Below are 16,447 nucleotides of genomic sequence, written 5' to 3' on the forward strand. Positions count from 1 at the left end.
GACTATGCCGAAACCTTTCTGATCCATTGATCGATCGCCACGGCGCCGATGATCAGCACGCCGGTGAGCAGCACCTTCCATTGCGGATCGGCGCCCAGCATGTTGAGGCCCATCGAGACGACGCCGACGATCATGGCGCCGAACAGCGTGCCGAGGATCGAGCCGCGCCCGCCGAACAGCGAGATGCCGCCGATCACCGTCGCGGTGATGGCCTGCAGATTGTAGTCCGTGACAGCGGCGGACGGCGAGACCGAGCCGTTGCGGCCGATCGAGACCCAAGCCGCGAAAGCGGCGATCAGCCCGGCAAGGGCATAGACCGTCATCAGCACTTTCTTGGTCTGGATGCCCGACAGTTTCGCAGCCTCCTGGTCGTCGCCGACGGCGTAGACATGGCGGCCCCATGCGGTGTGGTTGAGCACGTACCACAGCAGGATCACCAGCAGGACCATGGCAATGACGCCAAGCGTCAGCACGGCAGAGCCGACCCTGAAGCTCACCGCGAACAGATGCAGCAGCGGCGCCTGCACGTCGACGTCGGTGTCGCGGATCGTCTCATTGGCCGAATAGATGAAATTCGTGGCCATGACGATGTTCCAGGTGCCGAGCGTGACGATGAAGGGCGGCAGCTTCATGTAAGCGACCAGAAGGCCGTTGAGCAGTCCGCAGGCGCCGCCGGCGGCAAGCCCAATCGCCACGGCGAGAATGGCCGGCATCCCATAGGTCACCGCGCAATTGCCCATGATCACCGCCGAAATCACCATGATGACGCCGATCGAGAGATCGATGCCCGCGGTCAGGATGACCAATGTCTGCGCGGCACCGAGAATGCCGACGATGGCGATCTGCTGCAGGATCAGCGTCAGCGTATAGGACGAAAAGAAACGTCCGCCGATGGCGATGCCGAAGATGATGACCGACAGAACCAGCACGATCAGCGGCACCGCCGCCGGCGTGGAATGCAGGAAGTGCTGGGCGCGCTTGACGGCCGATTTGTGCTCGTCGAAGGCGGCGACGCTGGTGTCGCTTCCCGTAAGTACTTTCTCGAATTCCTGTATCTGAGACATATGTCCTCCCGTCTGCATACGGCCTCTCATTGCCGCACACGCCGTCGACGCCTATTCCGGTCTTGTCGCCAGGATTGTCGCGCTTTGACGAAAGCGCATCGTCCACCCGATGCGGCCGGGGATCAAGCCCCCAGCCGCACGGTTCGTGGACCTCTCAGAGCATCAGCCCCAGCACTTGGCCAGGCCTTCCTTGGTGTCGATCGACTTGACGCCATTGGCCGGCTTGTCGGTGACAAGGTTGACGCCGGTGTCGAAGAAGTTCTTGCCTTCGGTCGGCTTGGGCTTGGTGCCGTCCTTGGCGAAGGCGGCGATCGCCTCGATGCCGAGCGCCGCCATCTGCAGCGGATATTGCTGCGAAGTGGCGCCGATGACGCCTTCGGTGACCGACTTCACGCCCGGGCAGCCGCCGTCGACCGAGACGATCAGCACCTGCTTCTCGAGGCCGACGGCCTTGAGCGCCTGATAGGCGCCGACAGCGGCCGGCTCGTTGATGGTGTGGATGACGTTGATGGTGTTGTCCTTCTGCAGAAGGTTCTCCATCGCCTTGCGGCCGCCCTCTTCGTTGCCGTTCGTCACGTCATGGCCGACGATGCGCGGATCGGTTTCGTCTCCGATCTTGTTGGGGTCCTTCACGTCGATGCCGTAGCCCATCATGAAGCCCTGGTCGCGCAGCACGTCGACGGTCGGCTGCGAGGGGGTCAGGTCGAGGAAGCCGATCTTGGCGTCCTTGGCCTTGTCGCCAAGCGTAGCGGCCGCCCAGGCGCCGATCAGCTTGCCGGCTTCGAGATTGTCCGTTGCGAAAGTGGCGTCGGCGGCGTCGATCGGATCGAGCGGCGTGTCGAGAGCGATCACCAGCAAGCCGGCGTCACGCGCCTTCTTCACCGTCGGCACGATGCCCTTGGTATCGGAAGCCGTGATCAGGATACCCTTGGCGCCGTCGGCGATGCAGCTTTCGATCGCCGCGACCTGGCTCTCGCTGTCGCCGTCGATCTTGCCGGCATAGGTCTTGAGGTCAACGCCGAGTTCCTTGGCCTTGGCGGTCGCACCCTCCTTCATCTTGACGAAGAAGGGATTAGTGTCGGTCTTGGTGATCAGGCAGGCGCCGACGCCCGCGGCCGACGCGGACGAGGCAAATGCGAACAGGCCCAGCCCGGCCGCCGCGAATACGGTGGATTTCAGCAGCGATTTCTTGGTCACGATTTCCTCCCAGTGGAACCATTCCGGACGCCGGCCAACCCGGCGCCTCAAACGCATCCAACCATTTCTCCCAGCGTGGACGCCAGATCAAAAGACACCAGTCCGCAACGGCTGTCAATAATTAAATCACTCTTATTTATTATTGACAGCCTTGCGCTGTTCACCCATTCTGAACGAAAAGCATCGAGGGGAAACAGACGGGAGGAAACAGGGTGGAGACCGGCATTGCGAGGCACGGTTCGCCCGAGGCTTTGGAGAGCCGGCTGCACCGCGGCACCAACCAGAGCGGCATGCGCGACCACAATGAACGGCTCGTGCTGTCCCTGGTGCGCCAGCACGGCAGCCTGGCCAAATCCGACATTGCGCGCATGACCGGGCTGTCGGCCCAGACGGTGTCGGTGATCATGCGCGAGCTCGAGGAAGACAAGCTGCTTGTGCGCAAGGAGCCGCTGCGCGGCAAGATCGGCCAACCTTCGATTCCGATGGCGCTCAATCCGGAAGGCGCTTTTTTCATCGGCCTCAAGATCGGCAGGCGCTCGGCCGAGCTCGTGCTGATCGACTTCCTCGGCAATGTGCGCGCCATGCTGCAGCATTCCTACCGCTATCCCGCACCGCGCGAGACCGTCGAATTCGTCACTGCCGGCATCAAGACGATGCGCGGCGAACTGACGCCGGCCCAGGATAAGCGCATTGCCGGGCTCGGCATCGCCATGCCATTCGAGCTATGGAACTGGGCAGACACGGCCGGCGCGCCGCGCGAGATCATGGACGAATGGCGCCATCGCGACATCCGCGCGGACATCCAGGGGCAGTGCGAGTTCCCGGTTTACCTGCAGAACGACGCGACTTCGGCTTGCGGCGCGGAACTCGTCTTCGGACGAGCGGGCGCAGCGCGCGATTTCGTCTATTTCTACATCGGCGCCTTCGCCGGCGGCGGTATCGTGCTCAATGGCCGCCTCTACAGCGGACCGAACGGCAACGCCGGTGCGCTGGGCTCGATGCCGGTGCCCGGGCCGGACGGCAAGCCGACGCAGCTCATCGACGTCGCCTCGATCGCGATGCTGGAAAAGGCGCTCTCCGCCAAGGGCATCGACGGCTCCTATCTGTGGACCTCGCCGCAGGAATGGGGCGAGATCGGCGCCGAGCTCGACGAATGGATCGCCAGCGCCTCGCGGGCGCTGGCCTATGCCATTGTCGCTGCCTCGTCGGTCATCGATTTCGAAGCGGCGGTTATCGACGGCTGGATGCCGCTCGATGTGCGGCGCCGGCTGGTCGATGCCGTTACGGAAGCGATCGCCCGCGTCGATGCCGAAGGACTGAAACTGCCTGTCGTGCGCGAGGGAACGGTCGGCATTCACGCACGCGCCATGGGCGGCGCCAGCCTGCCGCTCTCCGAGCGCTTCCTGATCGGGCCTCACACGTCCGGGGGCGCCTGACATGCTGATCGGCATCCCGTCGCTGCTCGGGCCCCAGTTCCTGGCGACGCTCAGGGCCATGGGCCATGGCGACGAGATCGCGATCGTCGACGGCAATTATCCGGCCGAGGAACAGGCGCGGCGGTTGATTCGCGCCGACGGCCACCACGTCATAGCCGTCCTCGACGCCGTGCTCAGCGTGCTGCCGGTGGACGAGGCGGTGCCGCAGGCTTTGTTCCGTGCCTCGGTGAAGGGCGATCCGGCGCTGGCCGACGCCGTGCATCATGAGATGGAATCGGTTTGCGCCAGGCGTGCGCCGGGCCACAAGGTGGTTGCGCTGGCCGGGCCCGACTTCTATGCACGCGTCAAGGCGGCGCACGCCATCGTTGCAACCAGCGAACCCAGGCTCTTTGCCAACATCATCATCCGCAAGGGCGTGATCCATCCGCCGGAGACCAAGACGACATGATCCTTTGCTGTGGCGAAGCCCTGATCGACATGCTGCCGCGCACCACGACGCAAGGCGAAGCGGCCTTCGCTCCCTATGTCGGCGGCGCGGTGTTCAACTCGGCGATCGCGCTCGGCCGGCTCGGCGCTCCGGCCGGCTTCTTCTCCGGCCTCTCCTCCGACCTGTTCGGCGGCCAGTTCCGCGAGGCGCTCGGCGCAAGCAAGGTGAGCTCCACCTATGCGCACACCTCGCCGCGTCCGACGACGCTCGCCTTCGTCCGGCTCACCAACGGCCAAGCGACCTACACCTTTTATGACGAGAACACCGCCGGGCGCATGCTGACCATCGAGGACCTGCCGAAGCTCGGGTCCGAGATCGAGGCGATGCTGTTCGGCGCCATCAGCCTGATCTCCGAGCCGGCGGGATCGGCCTATGAGGAATTCATGCGGCGCGAGCACGAGAGTCGGGTGATGATGCTCGACCCCAACATCCGGCCGAACTTCATCCCGGACAAGGCGAAGCATCTGAGGCGCATCCGCGAGATGATGGCGATGGCCGACATCGTGAAACTCTCCGATGAGGATCTCAAATGGTTCGACGAGGCCGGCTCGCATGAGGATGTGGTGCGCAACTGGCTGGAGCGTGGGCCGAAGCTGATCGTCGTCACCCATGGCAGCGAAGGCGCCGTCGGCTACAGCAAGGCGCACAAGGTCACGGTCATGCCGCAGAAAGTGAAGGTCATCGACACGGTCGGCGCAGGCGACACCTTCAACGCCGGCATTCTGGCCTCCCTGCACGAGCAGGGCCTGCTCACCAAGGCGGCGATCGGCGACCTGCCGGAAGATGCGATCCGCAAGGCGCTGGAGCTCGGCGCCAAGGCGGCCGCGGTGACGGTTTCGCGGGCCGGCGCCAACCCGCCCTGGCGGCACGAAATAGGCTGATCCGGCGCTTACACTGACGCGAATCCGCCCTTCGCGGCCGATCACTTTATGTTTCCCACCGGTGGATGACGCGATAGGAGGGGCTGGAAAACGCCTCTCGCAGCTCGGATTTTCAGGCATTGCGCCGGCAAAATCGGTAACAGGCTGCGACACCTGAGCAATTTGCGCCGGCCGCCACCGGCTTTCTCAGCCGGTTCAAGTCTGTTACCAGCGGGCCGGTTTTACAGTCACTTTCGAGGCCGACATGCAGTTCATCGATCTTGGCGCGCAGCGCGAACGAATCCGCGACCGGCTGAAGGCCGCGATCGACCACGTCGTGGAGGACGGCCGCTATATCCTCGGGCCGCAGGTTGCGGAATTCGAGAACAAGCTCGCCGCCTATATCGGCGTCAAGCATGTGGTCGCCTGCGCCAACGGCACCGACGCGCTGCTCCTGCCGCTGTTTGCCGCCGGCATCGGCCCGGGCGATGCCGTGTTCGTGCCGAGCTTCACCTTCGCAGCCACCGCCGAGGTGGTGGCGCTCGCCAAGGCCGACCCGGTCTTCGTCGACGTCGACCGCGACACCTACAACATGGACATCGCCAGCCTCGAGGCGGCGATCGAGATGATCAAGAAGGAAGGCAGGCTGAAGCCGAAGGCCATCATCCCGGTCGACCTGTTCGGGCTCTCCGCGAACTACGAGGCGATCATGGCGATCGCCAAGCGCGAGAACCTGTTGGTGATCGAGGACGCTGCGCAGTCGATGGGCGGTTCCGCCGACGGCACCATGTGCGGCGCCTTCGGCCATGTCGGCTCGACCAGCTTTTATCCGGCCAAGCCGCTTGGCTGCTACGGCGATGGCGGCGCGATGTTCACCAACGATGCTGCGCTGGCCGACAAGCTCCGTTCATTCGCCTTCCACGGCAAGGGCGAGACGCAATATGACAATGTCCGCGTCGGCATCAATTCGCGCCTCGACACGCTGCAGGCGGCGATCCTGATCGAAAAGCTCGCCATCCTCGAGGATGAGATGGTGGCCAGGCAGGTGGTCGCGGACCGCTATGCCAAGGGCCTTGGCGACATCGTCAAGGCGTCGCGCAATCTCGGCCACGGCCGCTCGGCCTGGGCGCAGTACGCCATCGAGACGCCGAAGCGCGACGGGCTCAAGGCCCATCTCGGCGAAAAGGGCATCCCGTCGGTGATCTATTACGTGAAGCCGCTGCACGAGCAGGTCGCCTACAAGCACTATCCGCGGACACCGACCGGCCTTGCCGTCTCGGAGCAACTGCCGAAGCAGATCCTCTGTCTGCCGATGCACGCCTATTTGAGCGAGGCCGATCAGGACCGGATCATCGAGACGATCAGGAATTACATCGGCTCGAACTCGGCGCATGTCGCAGCGGCTTAACAGCGCGCTCCGTCATCCTCGGGCTTGACCCCGAGGATGATGAACACCATGGCTGGCGGCAATTTGAAGCGCTTAAACCGCCGCGCCTTTCCCCGTCGCGATGAAATGCGGATTGGCGAAATCGCTGTCGCTGGCCTGGTTGCGCTTGCCGTAGATCAGCGGCTCGCCGTCCAGGGTCCGCGTCATGCCGCCGGCGGCGCGCAGCACCGCGTCGCCCGCCGCCGTGTCCCATTCCATGGTGCGGCCGAAGCGCGGATAGACGTCGGCTTCCGCCGCGGCGAGCAGGCAGAATTTCAATGACGAGCCGATCGAGACGATCTCCGCGGCGCCGAGATCGCGGATGAATTCCTCGGTTTCCGGCGTGTTGTGCGAGCGGCTGGCCACGACCGCGAGCGGCGTGCCCCCTGCCCGCACCTTGATCGGCCGGCGGCCGACGATGCGATAGTCGGCATCGATCTCCAGCGCCTCGGCCTTGCCCGGTCGCCCGGAGAAAAAGCGTCCCGTGCACGGCGCGAAAACGACGCCGACTTCCGGCACGCCATGGCGGACCAGCGCGATGTTGACGGTGAAATCGGTGCGGCGGTTGACGAATTCCTTAGTGCCGTCGAGCGGATCGATCAGGAAGAAGGCGCCGTCGAGATCGGGCGTTGCGATTCCCGCCGCGACCTCCTCCTCCGCCACGCAGGGGATGTCCGGATAGGTGGCGCGCAGGCCGGCCAGGATGATCTTCTCGCTTTCGCGGTCGGCTTCCGTCACCGGCGAAGAATCGGCCTTGCTGTCGACGGCGCAGCCCTCGTGGAAGACGCGCATCACCTCGCGCCCGGCCTCGAGCGCCAGGCGCTCGAAGACGCCGAGCATCGCCTCGTCAGATACCGCCGCCATTGTCGTACTGCTCCTCGGCAATGTCGCGCTCGGTCAACCAGTGCTCCAGGGCTTCCGCCATCTCCTGCGGACTCCTGCCCAGAGTCTTCAGGTGAATTTCCGGATTCTGCGGCGCCTCATAAGGAGAATCGACGCCGGTGAAATTCTTGATCTCGCCGCTCAAGGCGCGCGCGTAGAGGCCCTTCGGATCCCGGCGGGCGCATTCCTCGAACGGGGTGTCGACGAACACCTCGACGAACTCGCCCTCGGCCATCAGCTCGCGCGCCATGCGCCGCTCGGCGCTGAAGGGCGAGATGAAGGAGACGATGACGATCAAGCCGGCATCGGCCATCAGCTTGGCCACCTCGGCGACGCGGCGGATGTTTTCCACACGATCGGCGTCGGTGAAGCCGAGATCGCGGTTGAGGCCGTGGCGGACATTGTCGCCGTCGAGGATGTAGGTATGGCGGCCGGACGCGAACAGCTTCTTCTCGAACAAATTGGCGATGGTCGACTTGCCTGAGCCGGAGAGCCCGGTGAACCAGAACACGGCCGGGCGCTGGTTCTTCAGGTCGGAGCGGCCGCGCTTGCCGACATCGAGCGATTGCCAGTGGATGTTTTCGGCACGGCGCAGCGAATGCAGGATCATGCCGGCGCCGACGGTGCCGTTGGTGATGCGGTCGATCAGGATGAAGGCGCCGGTGGTGCGGTTTTCGGCGAAGGGATCGAAAGCGATCGGCGCGCGCGTCGACAGATTGCAGACGCCAACCTCGTTGATGTCGAGCGACTTCGCCGCCTCATGCGCGAAATCATTGACGTTGACCCGGTATTTCAGGTCGGTGACGGTCGCGCTCACCTGGTCGGTTTCGGTGCGCAGGATGTAGGAGCGGCCGGGCAGCAGCGCCTGCTCGTCAAACCAGACGATGTTGGCGGCGAACTGGTCGGCGACCTGCGGTCGCGCGGCCGGCGACACCAGCAGGTTGCCGCGCGACACCTCGACCTCATCGTCGAGCACAAGTGTGATGGCCTGGCCGGCGACCGCCTGCTCGAGGTCGCCGCCTTGCGCAACGATGCGCTTGACCCTGGACGCCTTGCCGGACTTGGCGACAACGACCTCGTCTCCTTCAGAGACGGTGCCGGAGGCGATGGTGCCGGCAAAGCCGCGGAAATCGAGGTTCGGACGGTTCACATACTGAACGGGGAAGCGGAACGGCAGCTCGACGGCGGCCTCGTCGACAGACACGGTTTCCAGATGCTCGATCAGCGACGGCCCGGAATACCAGGGCGTGCGGTCCGAGCGGCTGGTGACGTTGTCGCCAAAGCGCGCCGACATCGGGATCGGGGCGACGCTCATGAAGCCCAGTTCCTTGGCGAATTCGCCGTAGTCGGCGACGATCCGGTCGAACACGATCTTGTCGAAGCCGACGAGGTCGATCTTGTTGACCGCAAGCACGATATGCCGGATGCCGAGCAGCGAAGCGATGATGGAGTGACGCCGGGTCTGGCGCAGCACGCCCTGGCGCGCGTCGATCAGCACGATGGCGAGATCGGCTGTCGAGGCGCCCGTCGCCATATTGCGTGTGTACTGCTCGTGGCCGGGCGTGTCGGCGACGATAAACTTGCGCTTCGGCGTGGCGAAGAAGCGATAGGCGACATCGATGGTGATGCCTTGCTCGCGCTCAGCCTCCAGCCCGTCGACCAGCAGCGCGAAATCGATGTCGTCGCCGGTGGTGCCGTGCTTGCGCGAATCCCTTTCGAGCGCGGCGAGCTGGTCCTCGAAGATCTGCTTGGTGTCGGAGAGCAGCCGGCCGATCAGCGTCGACTTGCCGTCGTCGACCGAGCCGCAGGTGAGGAAGCGCAGCAGCGACTTCTTCTCCTGCGCGGCCATGTAGTCGCGGATCGAATCGGTCGGGGCGAGGCTCTTGGCCATGATGTGGCGCATTATCAGAAATACCCCTCGCGCTTTTTCTTTTCCATGGAGCCGGCCTCGTCGCGGTCGATGAGGCGGCCCTGGCGCTCGGAGGTGCGTGCGGTCAGCATCTCGCCGACAATGGCTTCCAGCGTGTCGGCATCGGACTCGATCGCGCCGGTCAGCGGGTAGCACCCCAGCGTGCGGAAGCGCACCAGGCGGTTCTCGATCACCTCGCCGGGATGCAGTTGCATGCGGTCGTCATCCTTCATGATGAGCATGCCGTCGCGCTCGACCACCGGCCGCTCCTTGGCGAAATAGAGCGGCACGATCGGGATGTTCTCCTGCAGGATGTACTGCCAGATGTCGAGCTCGGTCCAGTTGGACAGCGGAAAGACGCGGATCGATTCGCCCGGCGCGATGCGGGTGTTGAAGATCTTCCACATTTCCGGCCGCTGGTTCTTCGGGTCCCAGGCGTGCTGGGCGTTGCGGAAGGAAAAGATGCGCTCCTTGGCCCGCGACTTCTCCTCGTCGCGGCGGGCACCGCCGAAAGCGGCGTCGAAACCGTATTTGTCGAGCGCCTGGCGCAGCGCCACCGTCTTCATGACATGGGTGTGGGTGTTGGAACCATGGTCGAACGGATTGATGCCGTCGCGCACGCCGTCCTCGTTGACGTGGACCAAAAGGTCGAAGCCGAGCTTCTGCGCCATCTGATCGCGAAAGGCGATCATCTCGCGGAACTTCCAGGTGGTGTCGACATGCAGGAACGGGAAAGGCGGTTTGGCCGGATAGAAGGCCTTCATCGCCAGATGCATCAGCACCGAGGAATCCTTGCCGACCGAATAGAGCATCACCGGCTTGGAGAAAGACGCCGCGACCTCGCGGAAGATGTGGATGGATTCGGCCTCGAGCCGCTGCAGATGCGTGAGCGCGATATTCATGGAGCGTCGAGCGTTCTCTCGTGCCGTGGAGCGGAAATCTTGCATCGCAGGGGCAATCCGATGCCGCCCAGGCGCAGATTTCACTTCGGACAAACTGTTTCGTGCGGGCGTTCTAACAGATCGGCGCCGCCGATAACAATGCAAGACCCGCGCGGCTCGCGGTGATTGGAGAACGAATTTTCCAAACACGTCCGGCAAAGCGGAAAATCCTGCCGGAGCCGTCGAAAGCGCTGAGCGGGGAAAAGCAGTGGTGCCCAGATAATTCCGGAGTTCCCCGATCCTCACCGGACCGGGGGATTTCTGTTGCAACATTGTCGACCGCACTATCGCAGGTCGGCGCCAGCCGCTATATGGGCTCGGGGAACGGGCAAGGCGCGGCAAACGGAGACCGGCGAGGCGGCCTTTGGCTGGCTCCATGGATCCGGGCGCAACCTGGAAATTGCGAAGCGAAGCATTTGAACCCGTCTACAACGCTCCGGCGCCACCTCACGCCCGCACAGATCAACATCTATTTCTCGATCGTCTGCTTTTTTTCGCCGCCGGTGCTTGGATCGCTGGTCAGCGTCGCCTTCAATGCCGGTGGCGTGTGGTCGGCGATGGTGGTGGCCGCGAAGCGGCGACGCTTCAATATCGACCGGCCGATGCTCGCCGTCACGGCGGCGATCTATGCCTATTGCGCGGCGATGGTTCTCGCTTCGATCGTCAACGACACGCTGACTGCCGATTTGCGGTTCTTCCTGCCCTTGATCACCTTCCTGCTTTTCCCCCTCTCCTATTCGACATGGAGCATCACCGAGAAGACCGCACTGGCACGCATCGCCATTCTGGCCAGCACCGCGGCCTGCTTCGGCGCGCTGGCGATGGCCGTATTCCAGTCTCACTGGCTCGGTGTGAGGGCGGAGGGCGGCGCCGGAAACCCGATCGTCTTCGCAACCGTTACCTGCCTTGCCGCCATGACATGCCTCGCCGGCGCCCTGTCGGGCATCGAGAAACGCTGGAAGCTGCTGGTCCTGGCGGCGATCGCCGGAGCCATGGCGATCGTCTATTCGGGATCGCGCATGATCTGGGTGGCCGTGCCGATTGCCGGCATCGTCGTGCTTCTCATCAACCGCCGCCGGTTCACCGGCGCCAGCGTAGCGCGCTTCGTGGCGATCGGCGTCGTGGTCGCCCTTGTGATTGCCGCCATCGGCTCTCGCGTCATCCTGGACCGGGCCGATTTCCTGATCAGCGACTGGGATGCGCTGAATGCCAATGGCGACCATTCGACCGCGCTCGGCTTGCGCGTGGCGATGTGGGAAATCGGTTTTGCCGCGTTTCGCGAGATGCCGATTTTCGGCCACGGCATCTCGGCGAGCCGGGCGCTGATGAAGCAAGGCTTGCAGGACCAGTTTGGCCTACAGCAGGGTTTCAGCCATTTCCACAATGGCTTCCTGACGGCACTGGTCGAGGCCGGCCTGCTGGGAGCATTGGCCCTGGCCTCGATCTTCGTCGTTGCCGCATGGAATGCGGCACGGACGCTGCGCCGCAGCGCCGATCCGGTGGAGCGGTTCGGCGCGACGATGATCCTTGTCGCAATCATCACCTATCTCACCGGCGGAATGACCGGCATCCTCGTCGGCCACGATATCCTCGACGCGACGCTGATGGTGTTCTTGATTGTGGGAACCTACCTCGCGTCCGGGCGGACGATAGCGCCGACCGGCAAAAGCGCGCCCACCATGGCGCCGGGCGCCAGCCCGCAACCATGAAGGTCCTGGTCACCGGCGCGACGGGCTTCATTGGACGCCGGGTCGTGAGCCGGTTGGGCGAGGCCGGATTCGACACACGGATCGCATCGCGCCTGCCGCAGCGGCTGGCAGGCGAGGCCGATGCCGTCGCGCTGCCCGGTACCGATGCACCGAATGAAGCCTTTCTGGCCCTGATGCGTGACGTGACGCATGTCGTCCACTGCGCGGCGCTCAATAATGACCGCAGCGCCGGCACGGCCGACTTGCGAGCCGTCAACGCGACGCTGACCGGACGGCTCGCCCAGGCCGCCGCCACGTGCATCGACGGGCGCTTCGTCCATCTCTCCTCGATTCGCGCCGTGGTGGGCGCCGGTTTCAGCGGCATAATCGACGAAGCCACGCCCCCTGCCCCGCAATGCGCCTACGGGCGCTCCAAGCGCGAAGGCGAGATCGCAATGCTGGAGGCTTTTGCCACGGCCGGACGCGACGGCGCGACGGCGCTGCGGCTGCCGCCGGTTTATGGCGAAGGCATGAAGGGAAATCTGCGCGGGCTGATGCGGTTGGCCGCCACCGGCCTGCCGTTGCCGACAGCCGCTCTGACGGCGGTTCGCTCGTTCGTCTCGCATGACGCCGTGGCCGGCGCCGTGACGCATCTTTTGAGCCGTCCCACGGCGCCGCTCCCAACTTATGTGCTGGGCGATGCTTCTCCGGTTGCGGTGTCCGAAATCGTCACCGCGTTTCGGCGCGGATACGGCCGCCCGGCCCGGCTTCTCCCCATGCCGGCCTGGCCGTTCCGAATGCTGGCCACGCTCAGCGGCAGACGGGCCGCGTGGCAAGCTCTGGTGGCGACGCAGGTCTGCGATTCGTCGTTGCTTGCTTTGGAAGGCTGGGAACGGGAAGCCGACACACTCGGCCGGCTTGAAGAACTGGCGCGACAGAGGAGCCGTTCGCCGCTTCCGTGAACGGTGAACCGCTCTATGCGCGGAAGAACGTGCCCAGCAATATCTTGAGGTCCAGGCCGGTCGAGGCGGCCTTGACGTAGGCCGCGTCGGTTTGCGCGCAAAGTCTTGGATCGGACATGTCGATGCCCTTGATCTGCGCCAGCCCTGTGATGCCCGGAAGTGCGGTGAGCACGCCCAGTTCCTTGCGCCGTTCGATCAGCTCCGCCTGCGTCGGCAGGCATGGACGAGGGCCCACAAGGCTCATCTCGCCCTTCAGCACGTTCCAGAGCTGCGGCAGTTCGTCGATCTTGGTTGCGCGCAGCACCTTGCCGACCGCGGTGACCGAACGGGCCGGCGCCTCGTGGGTGGGCAAGGAAGGGGTTTCCCGATACATGGTGCGCAGCTTGTGGCAGGCGAAGAGGGCTCCTCCCCGGCCGACGCGGATCTGCGAGAAGATGGCGGGGCCCGCCGACGTCGCCCGGATCGCCAGCATCGCGACAAGGAGGACGGGCGACGTTACCGCCAGCATCGGAACAGCGACCGCCAGGTCGAGCGCGCGCTTGGCCGTCATGGCTCAGATCCGGCGCCAGAGGAAAGCGACATAGAGCCCGAGCGTGCCCATGAATGTCTGCCGGTAGACACCGCTTTTGCCGAGCAGGCCGAAGCGCCTGAAGACATTGCCCTTGCGCGCCCTGATGAACAGGCGAAGGCAAAGCGCGGCATCGCGCGCGATGAGGTCCCGGTTGACGGCTAGGCCGCGCAGATTGGTGTCCGTCCAGGTGGCGAACTGGCCCTTGAACAGGCGGCCCAGCCTTGAAAACCTCGCTCTCCATGAAACGTTGGCGCCGACGAGGTTTGCCGCGTGCTGGCGGTATCTGACAAGCGGCCGCGGCTCGTAGCGGACTTTGCCGCCGGCGGCGGTGACGATGAGATAGGCCCACCAGTCATGGCTGACGAATTCGGTTCTGGCCGACGCTTTCGCCAGAAGGTCGCGCGCCTTGCGGTTGAAGAGCATGGTGTTGCCGCCGGCGATGCTTTGCACCAGCGCGTTGCGGAAGGACGGCGGGCGCCGGAAGAGCGGCGAGTAGCCGGCCGGAACGCCGGCCTCAGAGATAGTCGCCGTGCGCGAGCAGAACAGGAGCGGCGTTTCCATGTCCTCTCCCTCCATCCAGCGGATGGCGCTCTCCAGCCGATCCGGCTCCCAGACATCGTCCTGGTCACAAAAGGCGTAGCAGTCGGCATCGATGCGCGGATCGAGGATCATGGAGCGGAAATTGGCGGCGAAGCCCCTTCGCGGGCCCTGCGAAAGTGTCAGCGACCCCTTGTTCCAGCGGGACCGCCACGCCTCGACGATCGCGGCCGTGGCGTCCGACGAGCCGTCGTCGGAGACCCAGAGATCGACGAGCGGCCAGGATTGCGTAGCCAAGGATTCCAATTGTTCGCCGATATAGGCCGCGCCATCCTTCGTGCCCATGAGAACGGCCACGCGCTGATCTTTTCTGGTCACGGCTTTGGAATCACTTGCCCGCGAGGTGCTTGAAAGGTTTCAATAGCTAATTGCGGGCACGCGGCAAAGTTTTAACCGACCTGCCCGGCCGTTTTCGGTTCCGCTTCCTCGCGCACGCCGCCGATGTCTTCTTCCGCCCGGTAGAGCCCGGCCAGAATGGCAAGCGCGGCGGCCTTGTCGCGATCGTGCATCGCGGCCGCCAGCGCCGGCAGGGCCGCCTCGATCCTCGGCCATTCGACGACGCCGGTCCTGAGACCGAAGATCTTGGCGGTGTCGAGCTTGACCACCTCCTCGTTCTCGGCGTGCAGCGTCTCGTGCAGCTTCTCGCCGGGCCTGATGCCGGTGAAGCGGATCGGAATATCGGTGTGGGGGCTTTTGCCGGCCATGCGGATCATGGTTTCGGCGACTTCGAGGATCGGCACCGGCTTGCCCATGTCGAGCATATAGATGGCGTAGTCGTCCTTGCCCTGGCGCTGCTCGGCATCGGCGGCCGACATGATGACGAGATCGACGGCCTCGGCCACGGTCATGAAATAGCGGGTCATGCGCCGGTCGGTGATGGTGACCGGCCCGCCGGCCTCGATCTGCGCCTGGAAGACGGTCGCCACCGAGCCGTTGGAGCCGAAGACGTTGCCGAAGCGCACGGCGATGAATTTCGTGCCCAAATGACGCAGATCGGCGGCGCCGGCATGGCCATTCGCCGCGCCGGCACGCGGCGCCGAGGCCGCCTGGGCCTCATGCAGCGAGGAGACGATCTGTTCGGCCGCACGCTTGGTGACGCCCAGCACCGAGGTCGGGTCGACCGCCTTGTCGCTGGAAATCAGTAGGAACCGCGGCACCCCGCATTCGGCGGCGATCTCGGCGCAGGCAAGCGTGCCGAAGACATTGGTCTCGATCGCCGCTTCCCAGTTCTCCTCGAGCAGCGGCACATGCTTCAGCGCCGCGGCATGAAAGATGATCGCGGGTTTGAACTCCTTGACGAGGCGCGTCATGTGGGGCCGGTCGGTGACGTCGACGATGCGGCTGGTCAGCCGGTCGCGGTCGGCGTCGTCGGTCTGCTGATCGAGCTGGAAAATGCCGAATTCGGAATTGTCGGCCACCAGCACCGCCTCGGCGCCCAGCTCCAGCGCGCGCTTGACGAGCACGCGGCCGATGGAGCCGGCGCCGCCGGTGACCATCACGCGCTTGCCGCCGACGAAGACGCCGATGCGCGTGGTATCGGTGGCGACCGCCGAACGGCGCATGATGGTTTCCATCTCAACGGCATCGAGAACCAGCTTGCCACCCTGCCCCAGTTCCGACAGGCCGGCAAACTGGACGACGGCGATACCGCTGTGGCGGGCGACGCGCACCAGCTCGGCATAGTCTTCGATCTCGCGCTCGACCCCCTGGCCGAAGATCAGGAGGTCGAGGCTTTGCGTGCCTTTGACATAGTCTTCCAGCACCTCGACTAGGCGCGGTCGCAGCGCCACGACCGGAACGCCCTGGATCCGCGTGCCGAGCGGCGCGGCGCTCTCGGTGGCCATGATGCCGGCGATGGCGTATTCGGCGGGCTGAGCCGTGCGGGTGAAGCGCACGATCAGATCCGCCTCGCCCAGCCGGCCGATGAACAGCGCCTGCTTGGTCGAGACCTCCCCGGCGGCGCGGCGCAGGATGCGCCAGCTCGCGCCGTCGCGCAGGAAGCGGTAATAGAGCCTGGGCGCCGAGATGATGGTGAAGGAGACCAGGAAGAAGACGATGAACTGGCGCTCGTTGAGGCCGGCGACCGGCTGGAAGAAGAAGCGGAAGGCAAGCGAGGCCAGGTAGAGCACCACCGTCAGGCTGCCGCAGCCCTTGAGGATGTTGAAGAAGTCGGGCGTGGAGGCAAAGCGCCAGACGGTGTTGTAGAGGCCGCTGGATCGGAACAGCAGATGGGCGATGAGCACGATGAGCGCCCAGCAGGCCAGCCCGCCGACGGAGAACGCGTCGAAGGAAAGCCGCGACTGCGACAGGATGAGACTAAGCGCCACCGCGACCAGGACCATGACGAGATCCTGGACCATGATGATGGCGCGCCGCATCCTCGGTCGGAGTTCCGATACGGCTTCTACGTATGCGGTCATTGGGCAG

14 protein-coding genes are annotated in these 16,447 nt (G+C 64.8%); 6 read left to right on the plus strand and 8 right to left on the minus strand.

Annotated features, from left to right (window positions below):
- Positions 1-2 precede the first annotated feature (2 nt).
- The gene (locus tag FJW05_RS20330) at positions 3-1,064 is read right to left on the minus strand and encodes an ABC transporter permease (RefSeq protein ID WP_140541596.1); all 1,062 of its coding nucleotides are present in this window, start codon (positions 1,062-1,064) and stop codon (positions 3-5) included.
- A 162-nt stretch (positions 1,065-1,226) separates the two neighbouring features.
- Complete coding sequence (locus FJW05_RS20335) at positions 1,227-2,261, minus strand: sugar ABC transporter substrate-binding protein (RefSeq protein ID WP_140635179.1); 1,035 nt, start codon at positions 2,259-2,261, stop codon at positions 1,227-1,229.
- A 212-nt stretch (positions 2,262-2,473) separates the two neighbouring features.
- Between FJW05_RS20335 and FJW05_RS20340 the strand changes: the two genes are divergently transcribed.
- The 4 genes from FJW05_RS20340 to FJW05_RS20355 all read left to right on the plus strand — a co-directional run bounded on the left by FJW05_RS20340 (position 2,474) and on the right by FJW05_RS20355 (position 6,452).
- The gene (locus FJW05_RS20340; RefSeq protein WP_140541595.1) at positions 2,474-3,697 is read left to right on the plus strand and encodes an ROK family transcriptional regulator; all 1,224 of its coding nucleotides are present in this window, start codon (positions 2,474-2,476) and stop codon (positions 3,695-3,697) included.
- A gap of 1 nt (position 3,698) precedes the next feature.
- Positions 3,699-4,145: an RbsD/FucU domain-containing protein gene (locus FJW05_RS20345; RefSeq protein ID WP_140635181.1), complete on the plus strand. Its 447-nt coding sequence runs from the start codon at positions 3,699-3,701 to the stop codon at positions 4,143-4,145.
- The gene (locus FJW05_RS20350; protein ID WP_140635183.1) at positions 4,142-5,065 is read left to right on the plus strand and encodes a carbohydrate kinase; all 924 of its coding nucleotides are present in this window, start codon (positions 4,142-4,144) and stop codon (positions 5,063-5,065) included. Before FJW05_RS20345 ends, FJW05_RS20350 begins: the two co-directional genes overlap by 4 nt.
- Before the next feature lie 244 nt (positions 5,066-5,309).
- Complete coding sequence (locus FJW05_RS20355; protein ID WP_140635185.1) at positions 5,310-6,452, plus strand: DegT/DnrJ/EryC1/StrS aminotransferase family protein; 1,143 nt, start codon at positions 5,310-5,312, stop codon at positions 6,450-6,452.
- A gap of 72 nt (positions 6,453-6,524) precedes the next feature.
- On the opposite strand, the gene cysQ is transcribed toward FJW05_RS20355, so the two are convergent.
- Genes cysQ through cysD form a run of 3 tightly spaced genes read right to left on the minus strand, consistent with a single transcriptional unit; the run spans position 6,525 to position 10,163 of the window.
- On the minus strand, positions 6,525-7,310 hold the full coding sequence (gene cysQ, locus FJW05_RS20360; RefSeq protein WP_181165025.1) for a 3'(2'),5'-bisphosphate nucleotidase CysQ: 786 nt from the start codon (positions 7,308-7,310) through the stop codon (positions 6,525-6,527).
- Positions 7,311-7,317: 7 nt separating this feature from the next.
- Positions 7,318-9,255 (minus strand): sulfate adenylyltransferase subunit CysN, encoded by a 1,938-nt coding sequence (cysN, locus tag FJW05_RS20365; RefSeq protein WP_181165018.1) that lies wholly within the window; start codon positions 9,253-9,255, stop codon positions 7,318-7,320.
- Positions 9,256-9,257: 2 nt separating this feature from the next.
- A complete protein-coding gene (gene cysD, locus FJW05_RS20370; protein ID WP_246673561.1) occupies positions 9,258-10,163 on the minus strand; it encodes a sulfate adenylyltransferase subunit CysD in 906 nt (301 codons plus the stop codon).
- A 455-nt stretch (positions 10,164-10,618) separates the two neighbouring features.
- Here cysD and FJW05_RS20375 point away from each other — a divergent pair, with 455 nt between their 5' ends.
- Together FJW05_RS20375 and FJW05_RS20380 are read left to right on the plus strand one after the other, a co-directional pair.
- The gene (locus tag FJW05_RS20375; protein WP_140635190.1) at positions 10,619-11,911 is read left to right on the plus strand and encodes an O-antigen ligase; all 1,293 of its coding nucleotides are present in this window, start codon (positions 10,619-10,621) and stop codon (positions 11,909-11,911) included.
- Positions 11,908-12,852, plus strand: coding sequence for an NAD-dependent epimerase/dehydratase family protein (locus FJW05_RS20380; protein WP_140635192.1), 945 nt, complete (start codon positions 11,908-11,910; stop codon positions 12,850-12,852). The genes FJW05_RS20375 and FJW05_RS20380 overlap by 4 nt, the downstream gene beginning before the upstream one ends.
- 13 nt (positions 12,853-12,865) lie before the next feature.
- Here FJW05_RS20380 and FJW05_RS20385 read toward each other — a convergent pair whose 3' ends face one another.
- From FJW05_RS20385 to FJW05_RS20395, 3 genes are all read right to left on the minus strand, one after another.
- Positions 12,866-13,402, minus strand: coding sequence for a sugar transferase (locus FJW05_RS20385; RefSeq protein WP_140635194.1), 537 nt, complete (start codon positions 13,400-13,402; stop codon positions 12,866-12,868).
- A 3-nt stretch (positions 13,403-13,405) separates the two neighbouring features.
- Complete coding sequence (locus FJW05_RS20390) at positions 13,406-14,317, minus strand: glycosyltransferase family 2 protein (protein WP_246673563.1); 912 nt, start codon at positions 14,315-14,317, stop codon at positions 13,406-13,408.
- A 92-nt stretch (positions 14,318-14,409) separates the two neighbouring features.
- Entirely contained in the window at positions 14,410-16,440 is a 2,031-nt protein-coding gene (locus FJW05_RS20395) for a nucleoside-diphosphate sugar epimerase/dehydratase (RefSeq protein WP_181165019.1), read from the minus strand.
- Positions 16,441-16,447: the final 7 nt, after the last annotated feature.

The sequence above is a fragment of the Mesorhizobium sp. B2-9-1 genome (assembly GCF_006439455.1).
In the GTDB taxonomy this organism is placed as follows: Bacteria; Pseudomonadota; Alphaproteobacteria; order Rhizobiales; family Rhizobiaceae; genus Mesorhizobium.